The sequence below is a fragment of the Polycladomyces zharkentensis genome (assembly GCF_016938855.1).
GTDB classification, from domain to species: domain Bacteria; phylum Bacillota; class Bacilli; order Thermoactinomycetales; family JIR-001; genus Polycladomyces; species Polycladomyces zharkentensis.
In genome coordinates this window covers 52,898-65,174 of record NZ_JAFHAP010000008.1, presented here as the reverse complement: position 1 = coordinate 65,174, position 12,277 = coordinate 52,898, and the positions used below count along the sequence as shown (strand labels likewise).

The following is a 12,277-nucleotide window of genomic DNA, read 5'->3' as shown; positions in this document are numbered from 1 at the left end:
TCCCTTCTTCATGCCTTAAATGCAATCCATTTTTCCGCGATCTGTACTGCGTTGGTTGCCGCGCCTTTCAACAAGTTGTCCGCCACTACCCACAGATTGAGTCCGCGGGGGTTGGTCAAATCCCGACGGATGCGGCCAACGAACACCTCTGTCCGCCCCGCTACGTTCGCCGGCATCGGATAGATCTGTTCGAAAATGTCGTCTTGGACGATCACGCCCGGTGCGTTCTGCAACAACTCCCGCACTTCGTCCAGATCGTAATCCGATTTCAACTCCACATAGACGGACTCACTGTGGCCGCTCAATACCGGCACACGCACGCACGTGGCGGACACGCCGATCGTCTCATCCCCGAAAATCTTGCGGGTTTCGTTGACCATTTTCATTTCCTCAAACGTGTACCCGTTCTCCTGCGCCACGTCGCATTGCGGGATCACGTTGAACGCGATCGGATAATGCTTATCCAACTTGGCAACCGGCATCACGTTGAGCGGCATTTCGTCCCCGTTCACATAAGCGCGGGTTTGTGCCTCCAGCTCGGCCATCGCTTTGGCACCGGAGCCGGAGACGGCTTGATAGGTGGAGACGATGATCCGTTCGATTCCGTAACGGTCGTACAACGGCTTCAGCGCCACCACCATCTGAATCGTGGAGCAGTTCGGGTTGGCGATGATCCCTTTGTGCTTTTTGATTTCTTCCGGGTTCACCTCCGGCACCACCAACGGTACATCCGGCTCCATGCGGAAAGCGCTCGAGTTGTCCACGACCACCGCCCCGCGCTTGGCCGCCTCGGGCGCCAATTCTTTACTGACACCGCCGCCTGCGCTGAACAAAGCAATATCCACTCCTTCAAACGCTTCCGGAGTGGCTTCCTGAACGACGATCTCCTGACCGCGGAAACGAACGGTGGTTCCGGCCGACCGCGCGGAGGCCAACGGTTTCAGTTCCCCGACAGGAAAGTTTCTCTCCTCCAGGGTTTTGATCATTTGTTCTCCCACCGCACCCGTTGCGCCGACTACGGCCACCGTATACGTTTGTGCGGACATCGGCATCTCCTCCCCTGTTTCCTGTTTCGCCTCGATGCAGTTCCACAAGCGGCGAACCCTTGTATATGCTGGCGTCGCAAACCAGTATCATTCGTTTGCTTCACAAGCCTCTTTACTATTATGAAGTCAAGTAGCGATACTTTTCAACTATTAAGGGTTGTAATTGCCGACCTTGCATCGCGGCTGCGCAGGTTTCGGGGATCAACTCCATCCTGGCCACCATGGATTTGGGTTTTTGTTCGGGCGCGTCCTGTCCAAAAGGGACAAAATAGATATCTTTGGCAGCCAACAATTTTGCCAGGTTTGCAGCGTTCAAGCCCAATGCATCATTGGTGGAGATGGCAATCACCACGGGGCGATGATTGCGCATCTGGGCTTTGGCCGCCATCAAAACGGGGCCATCCGTCAAGGCATTGGCCAATCTCGCCAGCGAGTTGCCCGTGCAGGGTGCGATCACGAGACAATCCAACATTTTTTTTGGTCCGATCGGCTCCGCTTCCGGTATGGTGGAGATGATCGGTTCCGGCGTGATCTCCTTGATCCGGCACAACCATTCCTCCGCCGTTCCAAACCGGCTGTCCACCGTGGCCACCGTATGAGAGATGATCGGGATGACACGGGCACCCAATTGAACGAGTCGCTTCATCTGCGGCAACACTTCGTCATGGGTGCAGTGAGAACCGGTCAATGCAAATCCAATCGTTTTATCTTGCAGGTTCATGTTTTCACCTCTTCCGTCCCCATGTCCTGCATCATCAGGCGGGTCATCGTCCGCGCCAGGATCCGACCCGCCGTCTTGGGAGCCACGATGCCGGGCAGACTGGGGGCCAGCATTGCTTTGATTCCCCTCTTATCCGCGTACCGGAAATCGACGCCGCCGGGTTTGGACGCCAGGTCGATGATGACCGCATGGTGCGGCATCCGCGCAATCACTTGCGCCGTCACGACCAAGGAGGGAACGGTATTAAACAATAAGTCCACATCATGTACCTGCCGCGCCAAATCATGTAAGTAAAAAGGTTGCAAGCCCATTTCTACCGCGCGAGCCACATGTTCCGACCTTCGAACACCCACACGGGTTTTCGCGCCAAGCGCGCTCAACGTTCGTGCCAGTGTCAATCCGACACGCCCCAGCCCCAACACCATCGACACGGAACCGTGAATGGTGAAATCAGTGTTTTGAATGGCCATCATCAGTGCACCTTCCACCGTCGGAATGGAGTTGTAGATGGCCACATCGTCCCGGTTCAGCAGTTCGATCAGACGTATCCCATGAGCCGCACAGAGATTCTGCAGGTACGGTTTGGCCATGCCGGCATAGATGGTGGCGTGACGGGGCAGGGATTGTATGTGCTTTTCCGTCAGGACCAATTTTTTGGAGGTGAAAACACTGTCCACCTGACCGTTCTCATCCGTTCCCACGATCGGCAACACCAAAATGTCCACCGTTTCGAGCAATTCATGGGTCAATTCGCGGTGGTTCGCTTCACTGAACGGCTTTTGCAGGTTGTCGAACCCGATCAAACTCACTGTGGCATGCAGTTCAATGCAACTTTTGATCACTTCCAACTGACGGGCATCCCCGCCGAGGAACGCGACATGTTTCCCTGTCAGCATCCTCCAAGACCCCTTTCCCTTGGAGCGTTCACGAGACGTCCCCAACCGAACCCTCCCAATAGGAAATCGCCGCTGTATGATGCCATCATATGACAGGGTAAAAGAATCGGTTACCGCCCTTTGCCGCCGTGATGCCAACCGTTTCGTTCCCCGACCGAGTCAACGATCACCATATCCGGCCCAATTTTGCGAATTCTGCTCCAGGAAATGCTCAACATGTCCTGCCTCCGTTGAAACCATGAATGACCAACCGGAAACAGCAGTGATCCGATTTCCCCTGTCTGAGGATCGACGAGCAGATCCGCCCGCCCCAATTCACCCAACCGTTGCCCGTTTTGCAAATCGATCAGTTCTTTTCCCGCCAGCTCGCTCCATCGCATCACACTTCCCCCTTTTTCTGAACTCTGTTAACAGTGTATCGCCTCGTCCGAGCGGGTATGAAAAAAGCACCCCTTTCAGGGTGCCTTCCATCACATTTGTTTCTTCTTTTCCTTGTAGTACTCAACAATCAGTGCATCCAGTTGCTTGCTGATCGGCAGCAGGGTCGCCTGGGACCAATGCCGCGGATCGGTATTCGCCGTTTGGTGCAATTCCACCCGCAACCGCTCCATTTCCTGTTCCAACACGGTTAAACGCGTCGGTTCCATCGCATGTCCCCCCGCTTTATGTTCAGATTCCGGTGTGACCAAAACCGCCGCTGCCCCGGGCGGTTTTGCTTAACTCCCTCGCCGGCGTCAACCGAACTTGCGGCACTTGCTGAAAGACCAGTTGGGCAATCCGGTCACCGCGTTCAACGGTGAAGATTTCTTCTCCCAGGTTGATCAGGATGATTCTCAGCTCTCCCCGGTAATCGGCGTCGATCGTCCCCGGGGTATTCAACACCGTGATTCCCTTTTTGAGCGCCAAACCGCTGCGTGGCCGAACCTGCGCTTCCAACCCGGAAGGCATTTCCAACGCGATGCCGGTGGGAATCAATTTCCACTGTCCCGGTTCGATCAACAGCGGTTCCATCACCGCCGCCCTGAGATCGAACCCGCTGGCTTGTTCCGACATTTTCTCCGGCAGCGGCAAATCTTCGCAACCGGGAAGTTGATGGATGCGCACTTCAAACAAGTCGATCCCTCCCATACGATGCGGGAATGTTCCCGGACGGGGAAATCAGGGCCAGCGACAGCGGCTGAGAGAAAATTTCGCGGGCAATGGTGCGGACGTCTTCCAAGGTGACATCTTCCAAACGCGCCACCATCTCGTCCAAAGTGAGATGCCGACCGAGAAGCAACTCGTTTTTACCCAACCGGCTCATCCGGTTGCTGGTGCTCTCCAGACCCAACATCATGCTACCCTTCATCTGTTCCTTGGCTTTTTTCAATTCCGATTCCGTCACACCGTTTTCCCGAACGTCCTCCAGTATCCGGAGAATCAGATCGGTCACTTCTTCTTCCTGCCCATGGGCCGTTCCCGCATAAACGGCGAACAAACCGCAATCACGATAAGCGGAATGATAAGAGTAAACCGAATAGGCCAGCCCACGCTCTTCCCGTATTTCCTGGAATAGCCGGGAGCTCATGTTGCCCCCGAGGATATTGTTGAGAAGGATAAAAGGATAAATGCGCTCATCAGCCAGCGAGACACCGGGCAATCCCAAACAGAGATGGGTTTGCTCCGTCTGTTTTTGCCGGGTGATCACTTCATGGGAAAACGAGGGAGATTCTTTCACTTCCGCCGTCTGTTTGCTCGTAAATGACGCAAAATAAGATTCCACCAATGACATGAAATCATCCGGCAGATGTCCCGCAAGGGCGATGACCAGATTGTCCGGCCGATAGTATCGGTCACGATAGGACAACAGACGACCGCGATCAAAGGAACGCACGTTGCTTTCACTGCCCAGGATCGGATACCCCAGCGGATGGTTTTTCAAAGCAACCGACGACAACAGATCATGGATCAGATCATCCGGGGTGTCCTCCACCATCCGAATCTCTTCGACGATCACCTTTTGTTCTTTGGTGATTTCCCCTTCGGCAAACGTCGATTCAAAAAACATATCCGCCAAAATATCCAACGCGATCGGAAAATGCTGATCCAGCACCTTGGCGTAATAGCACGTCATCTCCTTGGATGTGAAGGCGTTCACCTGACCGCCGATCTCATCAAACGCTTCAGCCAATTGACGCGCTGTCCGTTTCTTTGTTCCCTTGAACAGCATGTGCTCGATAAAGTGGGATATTCCGTTGTCTTTTTCGGATTCGTGACGGGAACCGGCGCCGACCCACAACCCCAACGCCACCGAACGTACGTACGGAATCTGTTCGGCCACGACACGAACTCCGTTGGGCAATGTATGTTGAACGATCACGTTGATCCTCCTTATGGACTGCATCTGTTGTTGATTTGGAAGAAAACGTCTTTTGGAGAGAGAAGTATCCCTACTATATCAAAACGGCGGAACGGGCTCAACCGATTCCACCCTGCTGGATGACAGAACTTCACTGACCGTTCCCAGTTTTATTCCATTTTGCTTCATTACGCTTATGATTTGAGGCAGTGCCGTTACGGTTCGGTCGGTGGGATGCATCAGCACCAGCGCACCGTTGGAGGCACCTCTCTTCACACGGGTCGTCATCCATTCCGGTGTGGAGGTGGGACGCCAGTCTACCGTGTCCACCGTCCACAACACCGTTTTCATGTTCAATCGGGCGGCTTCTTCCACGACCGCCTGATTGTAATCGCCGGCTGGCGGTGCGAACCATCGCGATCGAATCCCCAACGTCTGACGGATCAACTGCTCCGTCTTTTGCATCTCAATTCGCATCCGCTCCCGCGAAAGCCGGCTCATCATCGGATGAGAATAGGCATGATTGCCGATCTCGTGCCCGTCCGCCGCCAACCGTTTCGCATCGGACGGATGACGCTTCAACCACGATCCATCAAGAAAAAACGTCGCCTTGATCCGTTCTTTCCGCAGGATATTCAACATGGCGGGCAGATGTTCCGTGCCCCATGCCACATTGATCATCAACGCAGCCATGGGCTTCCGTTCATTGCCGCGATAGATCGGGTGGGGTCCCAGATCGTCCAGTTTCACCCGGGCGGGCACAACCCGGTAAATCCACTGTTTCGGTTCCACCCACCCTTTACGCTTGGCCAAACGGTAGGTGGCTTCCACATCAACCTCAACACCGTCATAGCCCGGAATGGCTTTCCATACCCGATCGACCCGCGCATCGATCGGCGGTTCTCCGCGTTTTTGCGCTTCCTGCCGAATCCGGGCATACAGGTCGTCGGAATGCCAGACCGGCTCGGCCTTTCCCTTGATCCGGCTCACATATGAGGCCACGGGTTCCGATGAAACCAGCCCCCACACCACCGGCAAACAGATCAACAAAAAGGCCCCTTTGGCCGTCCATCGCCTCACCGAAAGCACCTCCCGTCCGGGCTGGTACTAACGTATGCAGGCGATCCTCACCCTATGCGAAGCTTGTACGCGAACAAATAAAAAAGAGGCAGATCGGCTCTGACTCTTTTTTGAAAAATTCCGGGTCCGCCCCGTCGGGCGGGGAAACGGGACCCTGTTCAGTTCTTGATCTTGATGTTGGGCTGCTCCTTCAATACCGCTTTGCGCGACAGGTTGATCCGTCCCTGGTCGTCGATCTCCGTTACCTTGACCAGAATCGTGTCTCCCACTTTCACGACATCCGACACTTTGGCCACCCGATTTTCAGCCAGTTGCGAGATGTGGACCAAACCTTCCTTGCCCGGAAGGACCTCGACGAAGGCGCCGTATTTCTCCACCCGCTTGACTGTACCGAGATACGTTTCGCCCACTTCCACCTCGCGCACCAGGTCTTCGATGATTTTCTTGGCTGCTTCGTTTTGTTTCGGATCGGTGGAAGCGATGTAGATGCGACCGTCTTGTTCGATGTCGATTTTGACGCCCGTTTCGTCGATGATGCGGTTGATCACACGACCGCTCGGTCCGATCACATCGCGGATCTTGTCGGGATGGATGCGCATCGTCAGGATTTTCGGGGCGTAAGGCGACAACTCTTTGCGCGGTTCTGCGATCGCTTGCGCCATGTTGTCCAAGATCTTCATCCGAGCCTTGCGTGCCTGCTCCAACGCCGCTTTCAAGATGTCACGGTTGATGCCTTCAATCTTGATGTCCATCTGCAGGGCGGTGACCCCTTTGCGTGTACCGGCCACTTTGAAGTCCATGTCACCCAAGTGGTCTTCCATGCCCTGGATGTCCGTCAGCACCGCCACCCGGTCGCCCTCTTTGACCAATCCCATCGCGATACCGGCCACCGGAGCCTTGATCGGTACACCCGCATCCATCAACGCCAACGTGGATGCACAAATGCTGGCCTGGGAGGTGGAACCGTTGGACTCCAGCACTTCCGATACCAACCGGATGGTGTAGGGGAATTCGTCCTCAGAAGGAATGACGGGCTCCAACGCGCGTTCACCCAACGCACCGTGGCCGATTTCCCTCCGTCCCGGCGCCCGTATCGGTCGTGCCTCGCCGACGCTGAAAGGCGGGAAATTGTAATGGTGCATGAACCGCTTGGACTCCTCCAAATCCAAACCGTCCAAAATCTGCACATCTCCCAGCGCACCCAGGGTACACACACTGAGCACTTGCGTCTGACCCCGCCGGAACAGACCGGAACCGTGCGTGCGCGGCAAAATGTGAACTTCGCTGGATAACGGTCGGATCTCTTCTGCGGTCCGTCCGTCGGGCCGTTTGCCTTCCTCGAGAATCATGCGGCGCACTTCTTTTTTGAGAATGTCATGCAGCACATTGAGGATATCCGCTTCCTGCTCCGGATATTCCTCCGCAAGTGCCTCCAGCACTTCCTGATTGATCGCATCGATCGCGTTTTGCCGTTCCTGTTTCTCCACGATCTGCGCCGCCTGGATCAACCGGTCCGTCGCCATCTCGTGAACGCGACGCTCCAGCTCTTCCGGCACCTCGTACAGCTCGGGCACCATTTTCTCCTTGCCGATCGCTCGGACGACTTCCTCCTGAAACTCGACCAGTCGACGCACCGTCTCATGGCCGTAGAGAATCGCTTCGAGGATGTCTTCTTCCGGCACCTCGTCGGACCCGGCCTCCACCATGTTGATAGCATCTTTCGTACCGGCCACCACGAGATGCATGTCGCTTTTTTCCATCTGTTCCACTGTCGGGTTGATTACCAGCTTCCCGTCCACCCGTCCGACGATCACGCCGGCAATCGGGCCTGCAAACGGGATGTCAGAAACCGACAGCGCGGCGGATGCGCCGATCATCGCGGCAATCTCGGATGAACAATCCTGATCGACCGACAGGACCAAGCAAACCACTTGCACCTCGTTCCTGAAACCATCCGGAAACAGCGGCCGAATCGGTCGGTCGATCAACCGGCTGGCCAACACCGCTTTTTCGCTCGGCCGTCCTTCCCGTTTGATAAAACCGCCGGGGATCTTGCCGACCGCGTACAAACGCTCTTCGTAGTTGACCGTCAGCGGGAAAAAGTCGGTGTCCCTCGGCTCTTTGGAGGCTACCGCCGTCGCGAGGACCACTGTATCTCCATATCGCACCAGGACCGAACCATTGGCCTGATTGGCGTAGCTGCCAAATTCCAGGACAAGTCGCCTTCCGGCCAATTCTGTCTCAAATTTTGCAGGTTCCATAGCGAGTACGTATCCTCCTCTCAAACAGCACATTGCTAAATTTCTTCATCTAACCAGTATTTCCTGCCCCCTGTGGTTTTAGAGGGCATCTACTGAAAAAAGCGGGGAATACCCCGCTTTTTGTCACCGACGCAATCCCAGTTTTTCAATCAATTGACGGTAACGCGCAATGTCCTTCTTTTTCAGGTAGTTGAGCAAGTTCCGGCGATGCCCCACCATTTTCAAGAGACCGCGACGGGAATGGTGGTCTTTTTTGTGCTTCTTCAGATGCTCGTTGAGTTCATTGATCCGTTGCGTCAAAATGGCGATTTGCACTTCCGGGGATCCGGTGTCGTTCTCGTGCGTTTTGAACTCGTCGATGATTTCGCGCTTCCGTTCTTGGCTCAAGCTCATCGCCGTTTCACCTCCTTTTGATTGCGTATGCCCATAGCCCAGGTCATCGCCGAGGTGACTCGATCACCCGCGCCAGGGTCTGTTGTCACATCGAACCCATACGTTCGAAGTGCCGAATAACAGTATAACATAAGTACGATGCAAAATGGTACTCCCGAAATGAATTTTTACCCTCGATTTTCCGGTTCACTTCACCCGTTCCTTTCCGGGAAGCGGGCTTAAAACGCGGGCAAAATACACTTTGCCTGGCAATAACCTGCCGGTGCGTACCCCGTGTCGGGCCGGGAGGTTCGCCAAGGTGAGTTGCGACACGCCCCTATCCCATTTGTTGGCCAATCCATCCGTGGGTCGTCAACCAGTTGCGTGCCTGGGCGACATCCTCCTGAATCTGTTTGACCAGTGCATCCACGGAATCAAATCGTTTTTCTTCCCGCAGAAAATGGAGGAACGCCACTTCCAGGGTTTGACCGTACAGATCTTCGTTCACGTCGAACAGATGCACTTCCAATGTATGCCGCGGAACGGGATCATCAAAGGTCGGACGGGTCCCGATGTTCATGACGCCGGTCTCGATCCGGCCATTCCGCCGCACTTGTACCACATAGACCCCGTTTTTGGGAATCAGATACGGTTCCGCTGGTTGCACATTGGCCGTCGGAAAGCCGATGGTTCGCCCCCGCTTGTCACCGTGGACCACCGTTCCCTTCACGGTATAGGGACGTCCCAGTATGCGACGAGCCAACTCGATTTCCCCGTTGCCCAGTGCATGGCGCAGATGTGTGCTGCTGACGGTGACGCCCTCAACCCCTACCGGCATGACCACTTGGGCAAGGAATCGGTTTTTTGCCAATACGCCCAGATCTTGCGCGCACCCTTGCGCACGGTGGCCAAACCGAAAGTTGAACCCGACGGCGACCGCCTGTACGCGGAGCGGGATCAACACTTCTTCCACGAATGATTCCCTGGAAAGGCCGGCGAAATCCCGGTCAAACCTCATCACATACGTCCGGTCCACTCCCAGTTGCGCAAACTGTTCCAGCTTTTCCGGAAGGGGGGTGAGGTATCGGGACATCTTGACCCGGCCCAACACTTCCCTGGGATGGGGATGGAATGTCATCACCGCTGTTTGGATCCCCCGCTCTTGCGCCATCCGCCGGGCTTGCCGAATCACTGCCTGATGTCCCCGATGGACACCGTCAAAATAGCCGATTGCCAACGCCACCGGTGGCACGGGTTGATTGGAATGTAACGGATATTGCAGATGAATCGTCTCCATGTCGCCTCACCCATTCCGGAACACTTTTTCTGCCAAAGCAACACCGTCGTTATTCAACCGGTAAATACCGCAAAAACCGTGTGTGTCACCGTAAACCCGGATCAGACGCCCTTCCGGGTCGCATCCTTCGAACGGTTCGCATTCAAGGGGCTGTCCGTTCAACACACCGGATTCGTCCCGCCCGGACACCACGACAGCCGGAAAATGGCCCAATACCGCATCGATCGGATGGAGCACTTCCTCCCATTTTCCATCCGCCGCCACTTCCGCCAATTCTTCCAATGTCACTGCGTCCTCCAAGACAAAAGGGCCACTCCTCACCCGGGTCAAGCGGGCCATATGAGCGGGATATCCCAACGCTTTGCCGATGTCGACACACAGCGTTCGCACATAAGTTCCTCGGGAGCAGGTGACATCGAAGTCCACTTCGGGATAGGGTCCTTCCGGCTGAATCCGGGTAGCGTGCAAGCGATAGATGGTCACCTGTCTGGCCGGGCGTTTGACTTCCTTTCCTTCGCGCGCCAACTCATACAATCGTTTTCCCTTTACCTTCACCGCCGAAAACATCGGTGGAACTTGCGTGATGGTGCCGTGGAAACGCCGGAACGCCTCGTTTATATCGGCGGGATCGACGCGATCGACGGGACGATCCTCCACCACTTCCCCCGAGGCGTCCTCCGTGTCGGTGGAACGGCCCAGTACCATGGTACCGAGATACTGTTTGGGCAATTCCTGAATATACTCCACGATTCGCGTGGCTTGTCCCACACATACGGGAAGAACACCCTCCACGTCGGGGTCCAGCGTACCGGTGTGGCCGACGCGCTTTTGTCCCGTCAGCTTGCGGATGCGGGCCACCACATCATGGGAAGTCATGCCGGGGGCTTTATGCACGGGAATGATGCCGTGAATCGTCATGACACCACGCGCCGCAGGGCGCTGGCCACCTTTTGCAACACTTGCCGTTCCACTTCCCCGGCGCTTCCCATGATCGTGCAGCCGGCCGCCCGTGCATGACCACCTCCGCCCAACGTCTGGGCCAATGCGCCGACATCCACGATTCTGCGCGAGCGAAAACTGACACGGATTGTTTTCTCATTGACTTCACGGAACAGAATGCCCACATCGACCCCCACCACATTACGGGCGTAATTGACGATGCCGTCCCAATCCTCTTCTTTGGCTCCCGTCGCTTCGATGTCTCGCCGGCGGATCCACATCCAAGCGATCTGCCCGTCTTTGGACAGGCGCAGCGTTTCCAACGCTTTGCGCAACAACTGCAAATGCGCCAACGTAGTGGTTTCCAACACTTCCTCCGCAATCCGGTGCGCTTCCACTTTCCGGTCAATCAGGTGGGCTGCCTGGTTCATCACCCGAGGGGTGGTGTTGGCGTAACGAAAACCGCCCGTGTCGGTCAATAACCCGGTATAAATGCAGGTGGCCAACTCCCGGGTCCACTCCAATCCCATCTCTTCGACCCAATCGTACAGCACTTGTGCCGTCGCCGCCGCATCCGGGATGACCACGTTGACCGTGCCGAAGCGGTCATTGGTGGCGTGATGGTCGATGTTGAGTATGTGCACGTCCCGTACGAACAGCTTCCGACACTCCCCCATGCGATCCGCATCCGCCGCATCCACTGCGATTACATGGGAAAACGGCGCCTCGGTGCGAAGATCTTCCGGGGACCGGATTTGGTCGCAATCCGGGAGAAATTGATATTTCTGCGGGATGGCGGATTCGTTGACCATCATGTAACGTTTTCCCAATTGTTTCAGGATTTGCCCGACGGCCAAGGTCGAACCGATCGCGTCGCCGTCGGGATTGACATGGGAAACCACGAGAATCCGGTCAGCGTCCTGAACGAAACGGGTGGCCGCCTCCAATTGATTACCGGTTTCCCGCATCATCCGTCTTCACTTCTCTCAACAATTGATTGATGTATTGACCGTGTTCGATCGATTCATCCACCTTGAAAACCAGCTCGGGCGTATGACGCAGGGCAATGCGGCGCCCGAGCTCGGACCGGATAAAGCCCTTGGCTTTGTTCAAAGCAGCCAAGGTGTTTTTCTTCTGCTCTTCGTCACCCATGACGCTGACATATATTTTGGCGTGTTGAAGATCCCCGCTCATTTCAACCGATGTAATCGTAACAAACCCGATGCGGGGGTCTTTCAGTTCCTGTTGCAAAATCTGGCTCAACTCTTTTTTGATCTGTTCGCCGACGCGACTCACGCGGATGCGAGCCATCGCCGATACCTCCTCC

The 12,277-nt window shown here is 55.6% G+C and carries 14 protein-coding genes; all 14 read right to left on the bottom strand.

The features are described from left to right. Positions 1–8 precede the first annotated feature (8 nt). Positions 9–1,046: an aspartate-semialdehyde dehydrogenase gene (locus tag JQC72_RS07585; protein ID WP_205494427.1), complete on the bottom strand. Its 1,038-nt coding sequence runs from the start codon at positions 1,044–1,046 to the stop codon at positions 9–11. 118 nt (positions 1,047–1,164) lie between these two features. Next, positions 1,165–1,767 (bottom strand): dipicolinate synthase subunit B, encoded by a 603-nt coding sequence (locus JQC72_RS07580; protein WP_205494424.1) that lies wholly within the window; start codon positions 1,765–1,767, stop codon positions 1,165–1,167. Beyond that, the gene (gene dpsA / locus JQC72_RS07575; RefSeq protein ID WP_205494421.1) at positions 1,764–2,663 is read right to left on the bottom strand and encodes a dipicolinate synthase subunit DpsA; all 900 of its coding nucleotides are present in this window, start codon (positions 2,661–2,663) and stop codon (positions 1,764–1,766) included. Before dpsA ends, JQC72_RS07580 begins: the two co-directional genes overlap by 4 nt. Before the next feature lie 110 nt (positions 2,664–2,773). Further along, complete coding sequence (locus tag JQC72_RS07570) at positions 2,774–3,043, bottom strand: YlmC/YmxH family sporulation protein (protein ID WP_205494420.1); 270 nt, start codon at positions 3,041–3,043, stop codon at positions 2,774–2,776. 90 nt (positions 3,044–3,133) lie between these two features. Then, the gene (locus JQC72_RS07565; RefSeq protein WP_205494418.1) at positions 3,134–3,310 is read right to left on the bottom strand and encodes an aspartyl-phosphate phosphatase Spo0E family protein; all 177 of its coding nucleotides are present in this window, start codon (positions 3,308–3,310) and stop codon (positions 3,134–3,136) included. Between the two features lie 22 nt (positions 3,311–3,332). Next, positions 3,333–3,791, bottom strand: coding sequence for a dUTP diphosphatase (dut, locus tag JQC72_RS07560; protein WP_205494417.1), 459 nt, complete (start codon positions 3,789–3,791; stop codon positions 3,333–3,335). After that, the gene (locus JQC72_RS07555) at positions 3,769–5,022 is read right to left on the bottom strand and encodes a M16 family metallopeptidase (RefSeq protein ID WP_205494416.1); all 1,254 of its coding nucleotides are present in this window, start codon (positions 5,020–5,022) and stop codon (positions 3,769–3,771) included. The genes dut and JQC72_RS07555 overlap by 23 nt, the downstream gene beginning before the upstream one ends. A gap of 78 nt (positions 5,023–5,100) precedes the next feature. Then, complete coding sequence (locus JQC72_RS07550; RefSeq protein ID WP_205494415.1) at positions 5,101–6,081, bottom strand: polysaccharide deacetylase family protein; 981 nt, start codon at positions 6,079–6,081, stop codon at positions 5,101–5,103. 158 nt (positions 6,082–6,239) lie between these two features. Beyond that, positions 6,240–8,342, bottom strand: a complete 2,103-nt coding sequence (locus JQC72_RS07545; protein ID WP_205494412.1) for a polyribonucleotide nucleotidyltransferase — start codon at positions 8,340–8,342, stop codon at positions 6,240–6,242. 123 nt (positions 8,343–8,465) lie between these two features. Further along, positions 8,466–8,735, bottom strand: coding sequence for a 30S ribosomal protein S15 (gene rpsO, locus JQC72_RS07540; RefSeq protein ID WP_205494410.1), 270 nt, complete (start codon positions 8,733–8,735; stop codon positions 8,466–8,468). Between the two features lie 316 nt (positions 8,736–9,051). Continuing rightward, positions 9,052–10,011 carry a bifunctional riboflavin kinase/FAD synthetase gene (locus tag JQC72_RS07535; RefSeq protein ID WP_205494401.1) on the bottom strand — a complete coding sequence of 320 codons (960 nt, stop codon included), beginning with the start codon at positions 10,009–10,011 and terminating at the stop codon, positions 9,052–9,054. A gap of 6 nt (positions 10,012–10,017) precedes the next feature. Then, a complete protein-coding gene (gene truB, locus JQC72_RS07530) occupies positions 10,018–10,929 on the bottom strand; it encodes a tRNA pseudouridine(55) synthase TruB (protein WP_205494400.1) in 912 nt (303 codons plus the stop codon). After that, on the bottom strand, positions 10,926–11,921 hold the full coding sequence (locus JQC72_RS07525) for a DHH family phosphoesterase (RefSeq protein ID WP_302104598.1): 996 nt from the start codon (positions 11,919–11,921) through the stop codon (positions 10,926–10,928). Before JQC72_RS07525 ends, truB begins: the two co-directional genes overlap by 4 nt. Beyond that, positions 11,902–12,261, bottom strand: a complete 360-nt coding sequence (gene rbfA / locus JQC72_RS07520; RefSeq protein WP_205494399.1) for a 30S ribosome-binding factor RbfA — start codon at positions 12,259–12,261, stop codon at positions 11,902–11,904. The genes JQC72_RS07525 and rbfA overlap by 20 nt, the downstream gene beginning before the upstream one ends. Between the last annotated feature and the right edge of the window lie 16 nt (positions 12,262–12,277).

Bases quoted from the DNA above. Each gene is read 5' to 3' on its own strand.
- JQC72_RS07535 (WP_205494401.1), bottom strand. From the start codon at position 10,011: ATGGAGACGATTCATCTGCAATATCCGTTACATTCCAATCAACCCGTG.
- JQC72_RS07570 (WP_205494420.1), bottom strand. From the start codon at position 3,043: ATGCGATGGAGCGAGCTGGCGGGAAAAGAACTGATCGATTTGCAAAAC.
- JQC72_RS07580 (WP_205494424.1), bottom strand. From the start codon at position 1,767: ATGAACCTGCAAGATAAAACGATTGGATTTGCATTGACCGGTTCTCAC.
- JQC72_RS07565 (WP_205494418.1), bottom strand. From the start codon at position 3,310: ATGGAACCGACGCGTTTAACCGTGTTGGAACAGGAAATGGAGCGGTTG.
- JQC72_RS07525 (WP_302104598.1), bottom strand. From the start codon at position 11,921: ATGATGCGGGAAACCGGTAATCAATTGGAGGCGGCCACCCGTTTCGTT.
- truB (WP_205494400.1), bottom strand. From the start codon at position 10,929: ATGACGATTCACGGCATCATTCCCGTGCATAAAGCCCCCGGCATGACT.
- rbfA (WP_205494399.1), bottom strand. From the start codon at position 12,261: ATGGCTCGCATCCGCGTGAGTCGCGTCGGCGAACAGATCAAAAAAGAG.
- dpsA (WP_205494421.1), bottom strand. From the start codon at position 2,663: ATGCTGACAGGGAAACATGTCGCGTTCCTCGGCGGGGATGCCCGTCAG.
- dut (WP_205494417.1), bottom strand. From the start codon at position 3,791: ATGGGAGGGATCGACTTGTTTGAAGTGCGCATCCATCAACTTCCCGGT.
- JQC72_RS07585 (WP_205494427.1), bottom strand. From the start codon at position 1,046: ATGTCCGCACAAACGTATACGGTGGCCGTAGTCGGCGCAACGGGTGCG.
- rpsO (WP_205494410.1), bottom strand. From the start codon at position 8,735: ATGAGCTTGAGCCAAGAACGGAAGCGCGAAATCATCGACGAGTTCAAA.
- JQC72_RS07545 (WP_205494412.1), bottom strand. From the start codon at position 8,342: ATGGAACCTGCAAAATTTGAGACAGAATTGGCCGGAAGGCGACTTGTC.